The sequence below is a fragment of the Ruegeria sp. E1 genome, from assembly GCF_056534225.1.
In genome coordinates, this window is sequence record NZ_JBQFPE010000003.1 from 242,003 (window position 1) to 260,165 (window position 18,163).

Annotated in this window: 16 protein-coding genes and 1 tRNA gene; 5 read left to right on the forward strand and 12 right to left on the reverse strand. The window is 58.6% G+C overall.

The window, feature by feature from the left end:
• The first annotated feature begins 67 nt into the window (after positions 1–67).
• Positions 68–952 carry a DMT family transporter gene (locus ACR0FG_RS04840; protein ID WP_480890683.1) on the forward strand — a complete coding sequence of 295 codons (885 nt, stop codon included), beginning with the start codon at positions 68–70 and terminating at the stop codon, positions 950–952.
• Here ACR0FG_RS04840 and uvrC read toward each other — a convergent pair.
• The 7 genes from uvrC to ACR0FG_RS04875 form a co-directional block, all read right to left on the reverse strand.
• Positions 949–2,823 carry an excinuclease ABC subunit UvrC gene (gene uvrC / locus ACR0FG_RS04845; RefSeq protein ID WP_480890685.1) on the reverse strand — a complete coding sequence of 625 codons (1,875 nt, stop codon included), beginning with the start codon at positions 2,821–2,823 and terminating at the stop codon, positions 949–951. The genes ACR0FG_RS04840 and uvrC overlap by 4 nt on opposite strands.
• 290 nt (positions 2,824–3,113) lie before the next feature.
• Complete coding sequence (locus tag ACR0FG_RS04850; RefSeq protein WP_480890688.1) at positions 3,114–3,893, reverse strand: SDR family oxidoreductase; 780 nt, start codon at positions 3,891–3,893, stop codon at positions 3,114–3,116.
• A gap of 20 nt (positions 3,894–3,913) precedes the next feature.
• On the reverse strand, positions 3,914–4,876 hold the full coding sequence (locus tag ACR0FG_RS04855) for a calcium/sodium antiporter (RefSeq protein WP_170712475.1): 963 nt from the start codon (positions 4,874–4,876) through the stop codon (positions 3,914–3,916).
• The gene (locus ACR0FG_RS04860; protein ID WP_480890690.1) at positions 4,873–5,064 is read right to left on the reverse strand and encodes a hypothetical protein; all 192 of its coding nucleotides are present in this window, start codon (positions 5,062–5,064) and stop codon (positions 4,873–4,875) included. The genes ACR0FG_RS04855 and ACR0FG_RS04860 overlap by 4 nt, the downstream gene beginning before the upstream one ends.
• On the reverse strand, positions 5,045–5,842 hold the full coding sequence (locus ACR0FG_RS04865) for a S49 family peptidase (protein ID WP_480890693.1): 798 nt from the start codon (positions 5,840–5,842) through the stop codon (positions 5,045–5,047). The genes ACR0FG_RS04860 and ACR0FG_RS04865 overlap by 20 nt, the downstream gene beginning before the upstream one ends.
• A 104-nt stretch (positions 5,843–5,946) precedes the next feature.
• Positions 5,947–6,708: an ABC transporter permease gene (locus ACR0FG_RS04870; protein ID WP_480890696.1), complete on the reverse strand. Its 762-nt coding sequence runs from the start codon at positions 6,706–6,708 to the stop codon at positions 5,947–5,949.
• Positions 6,705–7,634 carry an ABC transporter ATP-binding protein gene (locus ACR0FG_RS04875; protein WP_480890697.1) on the reverse strand — a complete coding sequence of 310 codons (930 nt, stop codon included), beginning with the start codon at positions 7,632–7,634 and terminating at the stop codon, positions 6,705–6,707. Before ACR0FG_RS04875 ends, ACR0FG_RS04870 begins: the two co-directional genes overlap by 4 nt.
• 180 nt (positions 7,635–7,814) lie before the next feature.
• Between ACR0FG_RS04875 and ACR0FG_RS04880 the strand changes: the two genes are divergently transcribed.
• Positions 7,815–8,903, forward strand: a complete 1,089-nt coding sequence (locus tag ACR0FG_RS04880) for a CaiB/BaiF CoA transferase family protein (RefSeq protein WP_480890698.1) — start codon at positions 7,815–7,817, stop codon at positions 8,901–8,903.
• An 81-nt stretch (positions 8,904–8,984) separates the two neighbouring features.
• On the opposite strand, the gene hemE is transcribed toward ACR0FG_RS04880, so the two are convergent.
• Entirely contained in the window at positions 8,985–10,019 is a 1,035-nt protein-coding gene (hemE, locus tag ACR0FG_RS04885) for a uroporphyrinogen decarboxylase (RefSeq protein WP_480890701.1), read from the reverse strand.
• Positions 10,020–10,127: 108 nt separating this feature from the next.
• On the opposite strand from hemE, the gene hemC reads away from it, so the two are divergent.
• The gene (gene hemC / locus ACR0FG_RS04890; protein ID WP_480890704.1) at positions 10,128–11,087 is read left to right on the forward strand and encodes a hydroxymethylbilane synthase; all 960 of its coding nucleotides are present in this window, start codon (positions 10,128–10,130) and stop codon (positions 11,085–11,087) included.
• Between the two features lie 209 nt (positions 11,088–11,296).
• Here the strand turns inward: hemC and ACR0FG_RS04895 are convergent, their stop codons facing one another.
• Complete coding sequence (locus ACR0FG_RS04895; protein ID WP_480890706.1) at positions 11,297–13,552, reverse strand: CHASE2 domain-containing protein; 2,256 nt, start codon at positions 13,550–13,552, stop codon at positions 11,297–11,299.
• 39 nt (positions 13,553–13,591) lie between these two features.
• Complete coding sequence (locus ACR0FG_RS04900) at positions 13,592–14,560, reverse strand: FecR family protein (RefSeq protein WP_480890708.1); 969 nt, start codon at positions 14,558–14,560, stop codon at positions 13,592–13,594.
• A gap of 348 nt (positions 14,561–14,908) precedes the next feature.
• Here ACR0FG_RS04900 and ACR0FG_RS04905 point away from each other — a divergent pair.
• Both ACR0FG_RS04905 and ACR0FG_RS04910 read left to right on the forward strand, forming a co-directional pair.
• Positions 14,909–14,998: transfer RNA gene (locus ACR0FG_RS04905), tRNA-Ser, on the forward strand.
• A 345-nt stretch (positions 14,999–15,343) separates the two neighbouring features.
• On the forward strand, positions 15,344–16,576 hold the full coding sequence (locus tag ACR0FG_RS04910; RefSeq protein ID WP_480890710.1) for a peptidoglycan-binding domain-containing protein: 1,233 nt from the start codon (positions 15,344–15,346) through the stop codon (positions 16,574–16,576).
• Between the two features lie 111 nt (positions 16,577–16,687).
• Here the strand turns inward: ACR0FG_RS04910 and ACR0FG_RS04915 are convergent, their stop codons facing one another.
• Positions 16,688–17,590 (reverse strand): OmpA family protein, encoded by a 903-nt coding sequence (locus tag ACR0FG_RS04915; RefSeq protein WP_480890712.1) that lies wholly within the window; start codon positions 17,588–17,590, stop codon positions 16,688–16,690.
• Positions 17,587–18,159, reverse strand: coding sequence for a peroxidase-related enzyme (locus ACR0FG_RS04920; RefSeq protein ID WP_480890713.1), 573 nt, complete (start codon positions 18,157–18,159; stop codon positions 17,587–17,589). The genes ACR0FG_RS04915 and ACR0FG_RS04920 overlap by 4 nt, the downstream gene beginning before the upstream one ends.
• Positions 18,160–18,163 lie beyond the last annotated feature (4 nt).

An 18,163-nucleotide genomic window follows, 5' to 3' on the forward strand; every position in this document is an offset into this window, starting at 1 on the left:
CCACATGGCCCCAAAGGCGATTGTGGTCAGAGTGCGGACTGAAACTGGCACAAGAGCGCGCATAGCATTGACGACCCATATTCAAACCGATCCCCGGTCCAACCTGATGGGCAGCGCGTGGATGATCGCCGCCATGGCCTGTTTCGCCATCGAGGACGCGCTGCTGAAAACAGCCTCTGGCGCCTTGCCGATCTGGCAGATTCTGGTGCTGTTCGGGCTGGGTGGATCGCTGATCTTTGGCACCGTTGCGGCAGTGCGCGGATCGCGTGTGCTGCATCCTGACGTGATGTCGAAACCGATGATCGTGCGAGTCTTCTTCGAGATTTTCGGGCGGCTTTTCTATGTTCTGGCCATCGCCCTGACGCCATTGTCATCCGCCACCGTTATCCTGCAAGCCACACCTCTGGTCGTTGTCGCCGGAGCAGCTCTGTTTTTTGGTGAAACCGTTGGCTGGCGCAGATGGAGCGCGATCTGCGTTGGTCTGCTGGGCGTGGTGATCATCATCCAACCCACCGGAGACAGCTTTTCGGCCCTCTCCGTCCTTGCCGTTCTTGGGATGCTGGGCTTTGCCGGGCGCGATCTGGCCAGCCGGGCAGCCCCGGCCAGCCTCGGCACCGAAGTGCTGGGCTTTTACGGCTTTCTCTGCGTCATTGTCGCCGGGATCGCCTATCGCTTTATCGAAACTGCTCCGGCCCAACCCATGACCCTCCATACATCGCTGCACCTAGGCGGAGCGGTCATGCTTGGCGCGCTGGCTTATGCCTCGCTGATGAAGGCGATGCGAACGGGCGAAGTGTCCTCGGTCACGCCTTTTCGCTATTCGCGCCTGCTGTTCGGGATCGGGCTTGGGGTCGTCCTGTTTGGCGAGGCGCTGGACCGGACCATGTGGATCGGTAGCGCGCTGATCGTGGCCTCGGGGCTTTATATCCTGTGGCGCGGGCGGCGGGCCTAGCCCTTATCGTGGAAGAAATCATAAACCTTTTGCGCCAACCCGGCTGAGATACCGTCCACAGCTTTCAGATCCGTCAGATTGGCCCGGCTAACCGCCTTCGCTGACCCGAAATGCGCCAGAAGCGCGCGTTTGCGCGCCGCCCCCACGCCGGGAATTTCGTCCAGCGGGGTCGCGCCTACCGCCTTGGCGCGCTTGGCGCGGTGCGTTCCGATGGCAAAACGGTGCGCCTCATCCCGCAGGCGCTGGATAAAGTACAACACCGGGTCATTACGTTTCAAAGCGAACGGGCGCTGGCCGATGCGGTGAAATTCTTCCTTGCCGTGGTCGCGGTCAACGCCCTTGGCGACGCCCACCATCGGGATATCCTCGACGCCGTGTTCGACCATGATCTCGTGCACGGCGCTGACCTGCCCTGCGCCCCCATCGATCAACAGCAGGTCGGGCCAATGCCCCTTGTCGCGATCGGGGTCTTCCTTTTGCAGGCGGGTAAAGCGGCGGGTCAGCACCTCTTTCATCATACCGAAATCGTCGCCCGGGGTCAGGTCATCGCCGCGAATGTTGAACTTGCGATAGGCGTTTTTCATATAGCCTTCGGGACCGGCCACAATCATACCGCCCACCGCGTTGGTGCCCTGAATGTGAGAGTTGTCATACACCTCGATCCGCTGAGGCGGACCATCCAGATCAAACGCCTCTGCCACGCCGCGCAGCAGTTTGGCCTGCGTCGCGCTTTCCGACATCCGCCGCGCCAGAGATTCGCGTGCATTGCGCAGCGCACCGGCAACCAGTTCCTGTTTCTCGCCCCGCTGCGGGACGAGAATTTCAACCTTGCGTCCGGCTTTTTCGGACAGAGCCTCTTGCATCAGATCGGCGTTTTCGATGCCGTCCGACAGGATCAACTGACGCGGCGGTTCCTTGTTGTCGTAAAACTGACCCAGAAAGGCCTCCATCACCTCGGCTGCGGACACATCCGGACCGACCCGCGGGTAGAAGTCCTTGTTTCCCCAGTTCTGGTTGGCGCGGATAAAGAAAACCTGCACACAGGCCTGACCGCTATCCATATAGAGCCCGACCACATCCGCCTCGGCCACACCGCGCGGATTTATACCCTGGGATGTCTGCACCTGCGTCAACGCGCGGATACGGTCACGCAGACCTGCGGCGCGTTCGAACTCCATCGCCTCAGACGCAGCCATCATCTGTTCGGCCAGATCTTCTTGCACCTTGGTCGACCGGCCGGACAAGAAGCGTTCGGCGTCTCGTACGCTTTCGCGGTAATCCGCCTCGGAAATCAGCCCAACACAGGGCCCCGAACAGCGTTTGATCTGATAGAGCAGGCAAGGCCGCGTGCGGCTGTCGAACATGGAATCCGAGCAATTGCGCAGTAGGAACGCCTTTTGCAGTTGGTTCAACGTCCGGTTCACCGCGCCTGCGCTGGCGAAGGGGCCAAAGTAAGCACCTTTCTCTTTCTTCGCGCCGCGATGTTTCTTGATCTGAGGAAAGGCGTGATCCTTGGCGACCAAAATGTTCGGAAAACTTTTGTCGTCCCGCAACAGCACATTGTATTTGGGTTTGAGCTGTTTGATCAGGTTCTGTTCCAGCAACAAAGCCTCGGTCTCGGTCCGGGTGGTCAGAAACATCATCGAGGCGGTGGCCGCAATCATCCGCTCGATCCGCCCAGAGTGTCCGGGGCGGCAATAGTTCGATACCCGTGCCTTGAGGTTCCGCGCCTTGCCCACGTACAGAACCCGGCTATCCGCATCCAGCATCCGATACACACCGGGCGAGTTGTCCAGCGTTTTTGCATACCGCTGAATGCAGGGATACCCGGTTGGCGGCGTGTTCTGGGCCGAGTCGTTCTGGATCGTCATAGGTCAGAGATATGATTCTCTGCCACTGGCTGCAATCTTGCGCACCATTGATCAAGAGAAAACAAATCCACGCTTTCTGTGGATAACTGTGGAGATAAGTTTTTAAGCTGCTCGATTTTCCCTTGAATCATTGCCATTTCCCCGATCTGCACAAAAATTAGGCACTTAATTAACCTTTTGTTTTTGAACGATATTTTTTTGAATAGGAAACAAGTGTATGATAAACAAGACATTTTTGTAACGCACAGGTAACACAAACGAGAGCGGTGCAAAACTTGACTGTGTTTTATCTATTCAACGCCCAGAACGTCTGCTGTTTGCCAGACCAGATGCTGGCCTCCGTCGACGCATAACAACTGGCCCGTCACCGCTTGGGCATCCAGAAAATACCCCAGGGCAGCGGTGATATCCGAAGGGTTTGCACCGCGTTCCAGGATCGTGTTTTTACGCTGCGCCTTGAAATGACCTTCGCTTTGGCGGTGCCCTCGGATCGTGGGACCCGGTCCAATCGCATTGACCCGGATTGCCGGTGTCAGCGCCTGTGCCGCGGTGCGAGTCAGAGCCCACAGGCCCATTTTGGCGATGGTATAGGTCATGAACTCGGGCGTCAGTTTCCGCACCCGCATGTCGACCATGTTGACAATCAGCCCGGTGGCAACCGGTTCGCCCGCTTCGTCCGTTTCGGGCTTCAGCCCCTGTTCTGCCATGGCCTGCGTCAGGACAAACGGCGCGCGCAGATTACTGTCCAGATGGCGGTCCCAGCTTTGCCGTGTGGCGGTGTGGATATTGTCATATTCAAAGATCGAGGCGTTGTTTATCAGGCAGGTGATCGGACCACCCAAAGCCTTGGCCGCGCGTGGCAGCAAGGCGCTGACCGCCGCTTCGTCCAGTAGATCAGCATGAAGCGCCACCGCGTTTCTGCCCAGCGCCTGAATCTCGGCCACGGTTTCATCCGCGCCCTCGCGCGATGAGGCGTAGTGGATGGCAACATCATATCCCCGCTGTGCCAGATACAGCGCCATCGCTCGTCCCAATCGCCGTCCGGCACCTGTTACCAAAGCTCGGGACATCGGGGCCTCCGTCTATCAGATCACGCCAACAGGATTACGACATAAACCACGTAGAGTAGGGACAGGATCATGCCCCAGACGCGTGTTATGTCGCGCTTGAAAAACACGAATGGCACAAGCAAGAGCGACGCGCCGAGCATGACCCAAAGATCGAAATACAGGAACTCGGGGTCTACAGGGATAGGGCCAAACAGGGTGGCGATCCCGATGATGGCCAGCAGGTTGAACATGTTGGACCCGATCACATTGCCCAAGGCGACATCCGCCTGCCTACGCAGGGCAGCCATTACAGTTGTGGCCAGTTCCGGCAGCGAGGTTCCGACCGCAATCAACGTCAGACCGATCACGGTTTCACTGACCCCATAGGTACGGGCGATTACGGTTGCGTTGTCCACCAGCAAATGTGCCCCCATGGGCAGACCGATCAGGCCAAGGATCAGATAAACGGACAGCTTCCAATAGGGCATGTCCGGATCGACCTCTTCCATGCCTTCCAGCTCATCCTCATCGGCGCAGGCGTCTCCGCAGGCTTTGCGATGCGCCTTGGCCTCGCGGAAAGCATTCATCAAAACCAGCGCCAGCGCTGCCAGCAGGATTGCCCCGCTGAACAGATTGAACACACCACAGAATGCCAGCCCGATGAACAGAACCGAGGCCAGCAACATGAAAACATAGTTCTTGCGGCTGTCGCATTCGCTGGTGTGAAGAGTTGCCAGCAAGGCCGGTATACCCAGAACCAGCAGGATATTGGCCGTGTTCGACCCCACCACGTTACCCAGCGCAATCCCCGGCGCGTTTTCCTTGACCGCACTGATCGCGATCAGCAACTCGGGCGCCGAGGTGCCAAAGGCCACAATAGTCAGGCTGACGATCAGCGCCGGAACCCCCAGCCGCAGGCTTAGATTGACTGCACCGCGCACCAAGGCATCCCCTGCCAGCAAAAGGATCAGCAGCCCAAGGCCTGAAAGCAGCCACGCCGTCATACGCGGCCTCCTTTTTCACAGGCGCAGGGCCCTTTGCCAATCTTGAACCGTCCACAGCGGGGGCATTTGGCAGAACTCAACCGGCGCTGCCCAGGAAACCGCAGTTTGCCGAACATCGCCAACACGGCCATGCCGATCAGAAAAAATGTGACCGCTTTGATGATCACGTCACAAACCGAAACGCGCATAGGCTGCGCGCTCCTCCAGACCTGCAACGGCGTCCTGCGCCAGCGAAGCGCCAAAACGCGACCAGATGGGCTTGCGCAGACCGTATCGGCGGAACCTGACCTTTTTGCCAAAGCGATCCTGCATCTTGGGTTTCAGATGCGCGATCCCATCAATCAGGCCCAGCGCCTGCGCCCGACGCGCCAACCAGACTTCACCGTTGAACAGATCAGCAGATTCATCAAGCTTGTCGCCACGGCGGGATTTCACATGCGCGATAAAATTCTGGTGAATATCATCCAGCAGCACTTTGAGCCGCGCAACATCTTCTTTCTTTTCCGGCGCAAAAGGGTCGAGCATGGATTTGGATTGCCCGGCTGTGTGCACGCGCCGCTCAACGCCTTGCCGTGCGAGAAACACATGCGCACCAAACCCCGACGAAATGACACCGATGGACCCCAGAACCGAGCTGTCATCGGCCCAGATCTCATCCGCAGCCGCCGCCAGCCAATACCCGCCCGAGGCTGCCACGTCCTCGACAAAGGCATAAACTGGGATCTCAAGCTCTTCGGCCAGACGTCTGATCCGCGCACCGATCAGCGAACTTTGCACCGGAGACCCGCCGGGCGAGTTAATCTCAAGCGCAACCGCCGCAGGCTTGCCCTTGCGAAAGGCTTTCTCAAGCACCGGCGCAAGAGAGGCATCATTCAACGATCCGCGCCCGGCCATCCCAATGGCCCCGGACAGACGGACAATGGCCACAAGCGGCGGCTTTTTCACAAACGGCAGGCTGAGTTTCATGGGAGCCGATGTAGAGTGCACCCATCGGTTAAACAAGGGAACCTTCGGCTGAGAATTGCGGCGATAACCAAAATAACACATCTCATGGGCAAAAATGCAACGCCCTAGCTGCGGATGCGCCAGCCGGTTTTGAAAATCCAGCCGATGATCGCCAGACAAATTCCGGTAAAGGCGAGGATCGCCAAAAGGCTGAGCACAATCGGCACATCCGCCAGTCCATAGAACGACCAGCGAAAGCCCGAGATCAGATAAACCACCGGATTAAACAGCGTTATCGTCTGCCACAGCGGCGGCAACATCGAGATCGAATAGAACGTTCCGCCCAGAAAAATAAGCGGCGTCACCACAAGCTGCGGCACCAGAGACATCTGCTCAAAGTTGCTGGCCCAGATCCCGATGATGAAGCCCAGAAGCGAAAAGCTGAGGCAGGACAGGATCAGGAAAGCAGCCATCGCAAAAGGATGTTCAATCCGTATGTCCACGAAGAACGTGGCCGTCACCAAAATCACCAGCCCCACAAACAGAGACTTGGTCGCCGCAGCGCCAACATACCCGATCACAATTTCGATAAAATTCACCGGGGCTGAGAGCAATTCGTAAATCGTGCCCAGAAATTTCGGGAAATAGATCCCGAAGGATGCATTGGAAATCGCCAGCATGACCACCGATAGCATGATCAGCCCGGGGACGATGAACGCGCCATAGGATACGCCTTCGACCTCTTGTATCCGGCTGCCAATGGCGGTGCCGAAGACGACAAAATACAACGATGTCGACAGAACAGGCGACAGAAAGCTCTGCGCCAGTGTCCGAAAGAACCGGGCCATTTCGAACCGGTAGATGGCGGCGATGGCGGCCCAGTTCATGCAGGCTCTCCCGATACCAGATTGACGAAAATTTCCTCAAGGCTCGATTGACGCGTCTGAACATCCCGCAATACCAGTCCGGCCTGCGCCACATCGTTCAGCAACGTGGTGATACCTGTGCGCTCGGCATGGATGTCATAGGTATAGATCAAAACATCGCCCGCACCGTTCAGCGTCAATCCATGCTCGGACAGACTTTCGGGGATCACACTGATCGGCTCGGTCAGCATGACCTCGATCTGTTTTTTCCCCATCTGCGCCATCAATACATCCTTGTCCTGCACCAGCAACAATTCACCCTTGTCGATCACACCGATACGATCGGCGATTGCCTCGGCTTCTTCGATGTAATGCGTGGTCAGAATAATGGTGACACCGGCGCGTTTCAGCTCGGCCACGATCTCCCACATGTCTTTGCGCAGCTCGACATCGACACCAGCGGTGGGTTCGTCCAGAAACAGGATGCGCGGTTCATGGGCCAGAGCTTTCGCGATCAGCACGCGGCGCTTCATACCACCCGATAATTCCTTGATCGCGTTCTTGCGTTTGTCCCAAAGGGATAGTTTGCGCAAAATCTCTTCGATCCGGGCGTTGTCACTGCTGTATCCAAACAAGCCGCGCGAAAAGCGCACGGTGTTCCATACTTTCTCGAATGGTTCCAACGCGATTTCCTGCGGCACCAGCCCGATCATCTTCCGCGCAGCGCGAAAGTCTGCCTGAATGTCGTAACCGCCCACCGTCACAGTTCCGGATGATGGTGTCGTTATCCCGCATACGGTTGAGATCAGTGTGGTTTTTCCAGCACCATTCGGCCCAAGCAGCGCCAGTATCTCACCCTCTTGAATATCCAGCGAGACGCCTTTCAGCGCTTCAAACCCGCCGGCGTAGGATTTACGCAGTTCTTTGATCGAGAGAATGGTCGTCATGCAGTTTCCTGTTCTAACCGGACCCTACTTCGCCGGACGGGGACGGAACAGGCCATATCCGCACATACCATTGCGCATTTATGGAAAACAAGCGCCGTCACCCTAAGCGGCTCTGCCCGACAAATCCGGCCTTGCATTCTGTTCCCGCCGCCGGAACTTTGTGCGCATTGGAGGATCATCATGCTGAACGGGCTGCGCATTGTTGAAATCGAAGGCTTGGGCCCCGGCCCTTTCGCCGCCATGCTGCTTGCTGATCTGGGCGCGGACGTCATCACCATTCATCGAACTGGTGGCCCGGCAACACCGGGAATGCCGGATCGCTCGCTTCTGGACCGGGGAAAACGATCCATTGCTTTGGATCTAAAGGAGCCAACAGATCTGGATATCGCCCGCCGCCTCATCGCCTCGGCCGATGCGCTGATCGAAGGGTTCCGGCCCGGCGTTATGGAAAAGCTGGGGTTAGGGCCGCAGGACTGCCATCGGGACAACCCCAAACTGGTTTACGGACGCATGACCGGTTGGGGGCAGGACAGCCCGAACGCCGCAACAGCAGGCCACGATCTGAACTATATCGCACTGTCGGGCGCGCTTTGGTACGCCTCAACCCCGGACCAGATCCCTCAGACGCCCGCCACATTGGTTGGCGACATCGGCGGCGGGGCCATGTATCTGGTCACTGGCATCCTTGCGGCTCTTTTGAACGCACAGCGTACGGGCCAAGGCACTGTCGTTGATGCCGCAATCTATGACGGCTCAGCCCATATGATGAACCTGCTCATGAGCCTGGGCCAAACCGGAAACCTGTCTGAAACGCGCGGCCAAAGCCTGCTGGACGGCCCACATTGGAGCCGATGCTACACCTGCGCCGATGGCGGCCATATCTCGGTGCAGTGTCTTGAGCCCAAATTCTATGCCATCTTCCTGAAGATGCTGGACCTGTCCGACGACCCCGAGTTCCAACGGCAATTCGATGCGACCCTCTGGCCCGTGCTGACAGATCGGCTTGCATCCATGTTTGCCACCAGATCACGCGATCATTGGGCTACACTTTTCGTGGGATCCGATGCCTGCGTTGCCCCGGTGCTCAGCCCGACCGAGGCTGCTGCACATGAAATGAATCGCGCCCGTAACACTTGGCAACACATCGATGGCACGCTGCAAGCCTCCGCCGCGCCGCGGTTTTCGACCTACGACTGGATCCCCAGACCCAGTCCGAAACGCGGAGAGCATACAAAAGACATTCTAGCCGAACTCACAAACCCGAACTGATCCGTCCCTTCATCTGTCCAGAAATATCCCGGGGGATGAATTGGCCGCAGGCCAAGAAGGGGGCTGGCCCCCTTCCCTTGCTCACCGCGCACGCACAGTATCGATCATGAGTTGAACGTTTTCAGGATCAGCATCCGGCGTGATCCCATGCCCCAGATTGAAGATGTGCGGCCCCCTGGAAAAGGCCTCAACAATTGCACGCGTCTCATCCACCAATGCCTGCCCGCCCGTGACCATATGTGAGGAGGCCAGATTGCCCTGCACACACCCATCGACCTGAACATGCTCGGCAGCCCAGGCCGGAGAAACGGAATTGTCCAAAGCCACGCAATCCACACCGGTCGCCTTGGCAAAGCCCACATAACTTTCACCTGCCTCGCGCGGGAAGCCGATCACCGGGATACCGGGATGCCGCTGCTTGATGGCTTCAGTGATAACCCGGCACGGTTCCAGCGCATATTTGCGAAAGTCGTCGCCCTTGAGCGACCCGGCCCAGCTGTCGAAGGTCTTGACCACCTCGGCCCCCGCTTCGATCTGCGCGGACAGATATTCGATTGTGGCGGCAGTGATGCGGTCCAAAAGCGCCTCGAACAAAGCGTTGTGCTGTTCGCGCAGCGCGTGGGCCGGACCCTGATCCGGCGTACCGCGTCCCGCAATCATATAGGTCGCCACCGTCCAGGGCGCGCCCGCGAACCCGATCAGAGCGGTCTCGGACGGCAATTCCCGCGACAGGATGCGTACCGTTTCATAGATGGGCGATAGTGTATCGTGAATGTCCTCAACCGGTTTCAGCGCGTCGAAATCCGACTGCTGCGCGATGGTCGACAGGCGCGGTCCTTCGCCGGTGACAAACCAAAGATCGGCCCCCAGCGCCTGCGGCACCAGCAGAATGTCGGCAAACAGGATCGCGGCGTCAAAGCCATAGCGGCGGATCGGCTGCAACGTGACCTCAGCCGCGAGTTCGGGGTTGTAGCAGAGCGACAGGAAATCCCCCGCCTGCGCCCGCGTGGCGCGATACTCGGGCAGATACCGGCCAGCTTGCCGCATCATCCAGATCGGCGGAACATCCTGAACTTCGCCCGCCAGTGCGCGCAGCAATTTCTTTTTCTCGGCCATGTTTGCCCCTATTCATCCGCTATGTCGCAAACGGGTCGGTCCTCAGTGGCAATTTGTCAAGCTCTGCCCCCATTGTCAGGGCAATGTGACGCGATTAATGCTGTGCGCATGAGTCTGACACTACCCACCCCCGCATCACCTTTGAAAATCGGCACCCGTGGATCGCCGCTGGCACTGGCCCAGGCCCACGAAACCCGCAGACGTCTGAGCGACGCCTTCGAGCTGTCCGAGGCCGCGTTCGAGATCGTGGTGATCAAGACCACCGGCGACAACCGCGCCATGATCGATGCGGATCGTCCGCTGAAAGAGATCGGCAACAAAGGTCTGTTCACCAAGGAAATCGAAGAGGCGATGCTGTGCGGTGACATCGACATTGCGGTACATTCGACCAAGGACATGCCGGTGGACCAACCGCGGGGGCTGGTGCTGGACACGTTTCTACCGCGCGAAGACGTGCGTGACGCGTTTATCTCTCCCCGTCTCAGCGCGATTCAGGATCTGCCCGAAGGGGCTGTGGTGGGCACCTCATCGCTGCGCCGACGCGCTCAGCTTTTGAATCGCCGCCCGGATCTGAATGTGGTCGAGTTTCGCGGCAATGTGCAGACCCGGCTGAAGAAACTGGCTGACGGTGTGGCAGATTGCACGTTTTTGGCGATGGCCGGCCTGCGCCGATTGCAGATGGACGACGTGCCTGCAACCGCGATCTCTACGGATGACATGCTGCCCGCCATCGCGCAGGGCGCCATCGGCATAGAACGGCGGGCGGATGACAATCGCGCTGCCATGATGCTTGAGGCACTTCATTGCACGCAGACGTCAGACCGTCTTGCCGCCGAACGCAGCTTACTGGCCGGGCTGGATGGTTCCTGCGAGACCCCCATCGCCGGCCTGGCAGAGTTCGACGGCAACAGCCTGCATCTGCGCGGCGAAGTTTTGCGCCCGGACGGGTCCGAAACGATTGCCGAAAAGATCACAGGATCCGCCACCGATGGCCCGGCTATGGGCCGCGAACTGGCCGAATCCCTGCTCAAGAAAGCAGGGCCCGGCTTTTTCGATTGGCGCGATTAGAAAAATTTTACCTTAATGTGAACTTCTTCACTGAACGCCCCGTCGCGATACTACAGTATGGGGGTGTTCCGGTTCGGATGTCAGATCAGTCTCGAATATATCGAAAGTTTTAGCCGGTTTTTTTGTAGATAGTATTCGAGGGGGCGAGACGATCCATCTGACCGAACACAACGGGCCGCAGCGTGAAAGCGCCGCGGCCCGTTTCTGTTCTAACCTTGCGATCGCGACCGCAGCGCGGCCCCGTTGCCCGCGATACCCTGATGGCTGAAGATGGCCTGCCCTGAATGCAACTCGGCCCGGAAATCTGCCATACGACCCGGCAGAGCCTGATAAAACCGGATCAACCCGGGTTCGACCCCAGCCGCCATATCTGAACACTCAGCACATAGACTTGTCAGCTCTGCCTGAGACATTCGGGCCCGAATGCCCCGGATCATCCCCTGATGTGCGTCCTGCAAGCTCTGGAACTGCACCGATTGGGCCACGGCCTGATCGCCCACCAGAATGAACACCGGTTCGGGATCGCTTTTACCTTTGAGGTCGACATAGCCAGCCTCCAACGCAGCCAGATCAGCCTGTGCGGCCGTTCGTACGGCACTGGATAGCAGGATATCGTAGTCCACATGCCTGCAATTCTGTTCGATACGCGCGGCCACATTCACGACGTCCCCAATGACCGTATAGTTGAACCGCCGGCGCGAACCGATATTGCCGACGCAGGCCGCGCCCGTGGCGCAGCCCGTTGCCAAAGCGATCTTTGGCCGCCCTTCCATAATGGGTGAGGCGTTGAACCTTTGCAGAGCCGCCCGCATTTTGAGCGCCGCACATGCGGCCCGCAGCGGGTGCTTTTCGACCGGTAAGGGCGCGTTCCAGAACGCCATGACTGCATCGCCGATGAACTTGTCGATCGTCCCGCGCTCGATCAAGATTTGGTCCCCTATCTCTGAAAATAGCTCGTTCAGCAACTTGACGAGGTCGGTCGCCGTCACGGACTCGGACAAGGGAGTGAAATCGCGAATGTCGGAAAACATGACTGTAATGTCTTGCGACTCACCTCCAAGTTGCAGCTTGTGACCGCTGGCCTCCATATCGTCCAGAATCTCGGGCGCGACATAGTGCGAGAACGTACGCCGGATGACCCGTTTCTCACGATCAGTCGAGATAAAGAGGTATCCTGCCAAAAGCCCGAAATTCGCCATTCCGCCCGCCAGCGGAAAGGTCGCATCAAACAGGACCGAGTGGTTCTGGAATGCCAGCCAGCTGATCGCCATAACCACCGCAGCCGCCACGCCCCCCGCCACGAATGAAGCCACGGCACCGTATCGGGACATTACAAAAGTCACCACAATGCCCAAAACGACAAAAGCCAGCAATTCAAGCGCAGCGGTCACGTCGGACCGGCTGAGCATGTCGCCCAGAATGATCTGTTCGATGATCTGGGCATGGATGGAAACACCGGGCACCGACTCGCCCAGTGTTGTTTCCCGCATATCAAAAAGGCCTGCGGCCGAGGTACCGACCAATATGATCCGCCCTTCGATCTCGGATCGGAGCGCCGGGTCGTCGCCCCGTTGCATGATGTCATCCGCCGACAGATACAGGCCCGGATTGTCGCGCCGGTACCGTACCCAGATTTCACCGTTTTCTGTGGTTGGCAGCAAGAAATCCCCGATTCCAATCGCCAACATGATACCTGCCTCTTCCTGTGCGCCCTCGGCAAAGAAGACCGGTTCACCCATCGCCACCCGCAGCGCTTCGACGCCAAGACCCGGCATCACACCGCCCGGACCTGACCACAGCACCGGCACGCGCCGGACCACGCCCAGCCCGCCCAGAGGCGACACGTTGACGCCACCGATCCCCAGCGCAGCATCACCCAAAGGAGGGGCTAGAGACGTCCAGTGTGGAACCTCGATCAAACCGGCGGCGGGGTGCTCTCCGATTTCGACCAATCCGGCTTTGGGCGCAACATCATCGCCGCTGTCGGTCTGCCGGGCGGCAACCCCCATGATAACAGGCCAGTTGGCGATCTCGGCCCCGAATTCGACGTCATTGTCACGCTGAATGGCCACGTCGTCGGTACGAAGGACACTGGCCATCTCCGGATCCTGCAACAACCGCGACGGAGAATATCGGTCCGGTTCGGCAAACAGCATGTCAAACGCTATCGCCGCCGCCCCGTATTCGCCCAAGCGAGCAACCATCTGCGCCAATTGCGTGCGCGGCCACGGCCACTGACCCCAGGCCGACAGGGATCTTTCGTCGATATCGACCACGCGCACCGGCAGATCGGGATCGTATGCCCGCGGAGAGACCCTCTGCAACATGTCGAAATAGATCGCGCGGGACATCTGAACCGGATAGGGATCCCAGACTCGGATGAAACAGCCAAACAGGATCAGCACCAGTCCGACCAGCAGGAATGCCAGCCTCCGCGCGAATCTGTCTTTTGTTTTAACCGCCACGCCAGCCTCTCCTGTCACATGGTATGGTTCTAACCGCTATTATCTTGTGTCGGCATGGGCCGAGACGCCGCCAGCCGTGGCACTTGCCGAGGTACCCGATCCATCAGACCCGTCCCCCGATAGATCGACCGAGACGCTGACGCTTCCGGCGCTGGCAGAGGCGCGGGTGGACGACCCCCCGGCATTGGCCTCGGCGCGGGTGCCCATCGGCTCAGGCCGCGATGGTGCGGACCGGCTGGCGGATCTTGTAGCACCCGCAGCGCGCGCGGGTTCGGTGACGTCCCGTTCGCGGCCTGGGCTGGATTCACGCGTTTCCGTCCGCACCGGTGGCGCAAGCGCCTCTGCGCCCGAGCAACCGCCGATGTTGACGTGAAACGGGGGTAACAGCCTTTGTTGCTGCTGCAGGAAAGGGAATCCGCTCTTCAGTGCCTTATCATACTGCGCGACATTGGCCGGACGGCCCACTCTGCCGCTGGAACCGGTGGCAAACATGCTGCACTGCTGGTCCCCATAGCGGCAGCCGCCGCGCAGGCTGCACATTTGCACCGTTCCTTCCAGAACCAGCATGGCGCTCTGATCACCTGTCGGCACCCAGATATCAAATGTCGTCCCGCGCACGGCCATCGTCGCCGTTGGCGTCTTGATCGAATAGGCTCGTTTCTTACTGTTGCCCGAAATGAAGCGAAAGCTCCCCCCTAATGCCTGCACCGCAAAGCTTTTGGCTTTACGGTTTCCGCGCATCATCGACACATCCAGCATCATGCGCGCATTCGGGCCGACGGCGATCTTGGTCTGGTCTGTGAAGATCAGTTGCACCACACCCGAGCGATTGGTGGTGATCGTATCACCCGAGACCACGTCCATCCCTTTTCGCAAAGTTATGGTCTGCCCCGCGCGGATGACCTCGGCACCCTGCTTGACGCTAAGAACTTTCCCGATTGCGGCTAAGACCGGCGCAGGCAGCGCCAAAGAAATCAGGACGAAAACAAATACTTTTAACCAGGCCAAAACCAAGTCCCTTTCCCCCAAAAGGATCCCGAGGGGCTAAATCACCCCGCGCCCGACTGTTTGCCTCAGAAAACTAAATTACTTAGTCATTTTGATTATAAAAACTGCGCAAATATGCACCGAAACAGATGTGTTTGGCAAGCACCCGGTCAATCCCAACCTCTATCGGTTAGCCGTGCAGGTCGCCGAATCGGGCTTTGCGTCCCGCTAATTCCACAAGAAACCGGCTACAAGCGCCAGACCCAGAGGCAGCGTCAACGAGGTTTGCCAACACATGCATCAGAAAATTGCCCTCACTCCGGAAAATCGCCTTGTATCTGCAGGACAGGCAAGGATATACCCGCCAGCGGAGACGTGGCCGAGTGGTCGAAGGCGCTCCCCTGCTAAGGGAGTAGGCGGGAAACCGTCTCGAGGGTTCGAATCCCTTCGTCTCCGCCACCTACCTGTTCTGCGACTTCCCGAGGCGCGTTTGATGTGCCGTTTTCTACAGGTGCCTGCTTTTATCATTTCATCCCGGGCAGGCTTTGAACTTTCCAGTCGCTTTTGTTGAGTGCATTGTTTCGAAGACGTTTCTGCGGCTACGTGTTTCAGAAGGCCAAAAATAGTATCTGCGCCAGCAAAACACCGAAGCGATTCTGATCTGTACTACGGGCCTCCAATGTTCCCGGCGGATGAAAACCAATGCCCAACCAAGGCTTTAGACACAGATGTGCTAAATTCCTACGCGGCCCAATGGCTGTGCTATACTCATTAAAAATTGTTGTTTTGTTTAGGAGGTAAGTCATGATTATTCGAATAATTTCAACGCTCGGAATCGCGCTTGCGCTTGCGATATCCACACCGCAGACGGCGCGGGCGGATGCCGGTGACTTTATTGGCGGGGCCGTGGTTGGCGGCGTTGTCGGCTATGTGATCGGCAAAGACCAACAAAAGAAAAAGGCCCAGACTAGCACCCGAACCTATCGCTCGGGCATACCTTCGACATCACAGGGCGCGCAGACCCAGACGGCGCTGAATTACTTTGGGTATAATGCCGGACGTGTTGATGGTCAGGTTGGCCGGGGCACGCGGTCCGCAATCGAACGCTATCAGGCGTCGATGGGCTATCCTGTGAACGGCCGGGACTTCCAGCCCTATCAGCGCGATTTTCTGATGCAGGCCTATTATTGGGCGACAAGCGGCGGACAGGCGACAACACAGCTTGCAGGCCAACCCTTGTTGATGGAATATCGCAGGCAACTTCAGACCGGCACTTCGCTCGCAGCGGCACCGCAGGCTCCGGTACAGGCCACCCCGGTTGTGACCCCTCAGCAATTCATCACCCAGCAGGAGGCAACGCCCGCAGCGCCGGAGACAACCGAAACAACGTCTGCCAGCCTGCCCAGCCTGTTTGCCGGCGGAACAACGGGGCCGTCGCTGGCCAATCGCTGCAGCGCGGTTATGCTGCAGACCTCGACCAATGGCGGCTACACCACCTTGGCAAACATGTCCGATCCTGATTTCGCGCTCAGCGAACAGTTTTGTCTGGCCCGCAGCTATGCCATGGCGCGCGGTGAGGATCTGATGCAGGACATTCAAGGACTGACCCCGGATCAGATTTCAGCACAGTGCGAATCCTTTGGAGACATGCTGACGCCGCAGGTTGTTTCGCTGTCACTAAGTTCAAAGGCAGACGCAGAATCTCAGATGCGCAAGTTTGCGCTGGATACCGGGCTTAGCCCCGAAGATCTTGCCGCGACCAGCAAAGTCTGTCTGGCCATGGGCTATCTTCAGGACAACATGGATACCGCTGTCGGCTCAGCGCTGATGCTGGTCGCCATGGGTGAGCCCGCCTATGGCGAGCTGATCGGGCACCATCTGCGCGAGGGCTTTGGCGTGCAGCAACGCCGCGATCTGGCAATGCAGTGGTATGACGCAAGCCTGTCGGCACTTGATGCCGGATCGCAGGCCGTGTTCCTGCCCTCACAAGCCGACCGTCCGCAACTGCTGCGGACAGCGATGACAGCATCGCAATAGGTCAAAGCCACCTTGCACCTGCGGGCAGCCTTTCTGCCCGCAGGATCATGTTCCCACGAAATTTCAAAATCGGTCAAAACGGGATCACGCCTGTTGCGACAGCAGAGCAGATCAGTTGATCACCAGAACCGCCTCGACCCGTCTGTTGGTATCCCGGCCTTCGGGCGTGGCGTTTGATGTGATCGGGGCAAGGTATCCTACTCCCTGGGCTTCGATCCGGTCGCCCGCGACCGAGTGTGTTTCGATCAATCGAGTCCTGACCGCCTGCGCACGTCGGGTACTGACGCTAGTATTGGCCTCGAGGCTGCCGGTATCATCGGTATGCCCGACCAGCGCCAGCCTGACTTCGGGGTTGTCGGCCATGTAGCCCGCCAGCAAAGCAAGCGAGTCAAAGGGGCCTGGTCCCAACGCCACCTCGCCAGTGGCAAAGTGCAGATCATCAAGGATCACATGGCCGTCGCGCTGCAGAACCTGCAACAGGCCTTGCGTCCCATCCACCGCGTCTTCGATAACCAGCGGCGGGGGCGAGGGAGTGGCAACCGGGGTCACGCGGATCAGCTGAACAAACCCGTCGGGCGGGTTCCGGCTGATCAGCAGGCTCAGCACATCATCCCCGCGTGTGGCCGACAGAAACCTGTAGTCCTGAATGGCGACATACATGTCCGGGGTCGGAACCACCTCGGTGCCAAAGCGGAAATCGAAACCGCCGCAGCTACGCGCCTCGCATTCGAACAGGATGTCATAACCCTGCGCCTCTAGCTGGTCCCGCAACGGGGCGAGTATCTGCAACGTGGTGCTGGAGCCGGATTGCAGACGCCATGTGGTGCGTTCGACCCGCCCTTCGACTGCGCGCGATGGGACGGCACCGTTGGCAAAGACGCCGGTCGGCAAATCATAACTGTCCAGCGGGCTGATCCGTTCGCTGATCTGGCGCGCGTTGGATGGCAGGGCCAGATCCTGCGCAAAGGACGCACTGGCCAACAGGGCGAAGCAGATCGAAAACAGGCGGATCATCGGTTTTGCGCGTGATATTCAGGGTTGGGAGCCATCCCAGTAGCGCTGGCCACACGATTGGTCATGTTGAAGAACCCGACCACGTTGGCAATGTCCCAAATGTCCCGACCCGAAAACCCCGCATCGCGCAGCCTTTGGCGGTCAGGCTCTTCAATGGTGGCGCTGCTGGTTGTCATCTTGGCGGCAAAATCCAGCATCGCACGCTGACGCACATCCAAAGGGGCGACGCGATAGTTCATCACCAGCATCTCGCCCAGTTGCGGATCACCCGACAACTGCCGAACCGCCGCACCATGAGCGACCAGACAATAAAAGCACTTGTTGATCGAAGAGACCACAACCGCGATCATCTCACGCTCGAGCTTTGAAAGCCCGCTCTCGGCCAGCATCAGGTCGTTATACATGCCGGTGAAGGCGTTCAGCTTGTCGATATCGAACGCATAGGCCCTGAGTACATTCGGCACCATGCCCAGCTTTTCGACGCAGATATCAAAGTACTTCTGCGTCTCGGGCGGCAAGGGATCGACCATCGGCAGGTTCAGCGCGGTAGGGTTGGTTTCATCTGTCACGGCG

Coding starts and splice junctions, on each gene's coding strand:
- uvrC (WP_480890685.1), bottom strand. CDS start 2,823: ATGACGATCCAGAACGACTCGGCCCAGAACACGCCGCCAACCGGGTAT.
- ACR0FG_RS04850 (WP_480890688.1), bottom strand. CDS start 3,893: ATGTCCCGAGCTTTGGTAACAGGTGCCGGACGGCGATTGGGACGAGCG.
- ACR0FG_RS04855 (WP_170712475.1), bottom strand. CDS start 4,876: ATGACGGCGTGGCTGCTTTCAGGCCTTGGGCTGCTGATCCTTTTGCTG.
- ACR0FG_RS04860 (WP_480890690.1), bottom strand. CDS start 5,064: ATGCGCGTTTCGGTTTGTGACGTGATCATCAAAGCGGTCACATTTTTT.
- ACR0FG_RS04865 (WP_480890693.1), bottom strand. CDS start 5,842: ATGAAACTCAGCCTGCCGTTTGTGAAAAAGCCGCCGCTTGTGGCCATT.
- ACR0FG_RS04870 (WP_480890696.1), bottom strand. CDS start 6,708: ATGAACTGGGCCGCCATCGCCGCCATCTACCGGTTCGAAATGGCCCGG.
- ACR0FG_RS04875 (WP_480890697.1), bottom strand. CDS start 7,634: ATGACGACCATTCTCTCGATCAAAGAACTGCGTAAATCCTACGCCGGC.
- ACR0FG_RS04880 (WP_480890698.1), top strand. CDS start 7,815: ATGCTGAACGGGCTGCGCATTGTTGAAATCGAAGGCTTGGGCCCCGGC.
- hemE (WP_480890701.1), bottom strand. CDS start 10,019: ATGGCCGAGAAAAAGAAATTGCTGCGCGCACTGGCGGGCGAAGTTCAG.
- hemC (WP_480890704.1), top strand. CDS start 10,128: ATGAGTCTGACACTACCCACCCCCGCATCACCTTTGAAAATCGGCACC.
- ACR0FG_RS04910 (WP_480890710.1), top strand. CDS start 15,344: ATGATTATTCGAATAATTTCAACGCTCGGAATCGCGCTTGCGCTTGCG.
- ACR0FG_RS04915 (WP_480890712.1), bottom strand. CDS start 17,590: ATGATCCGCCTGTTTTCGATCTGCTTCGCCCTGTTGGCCAGTGCGTCC.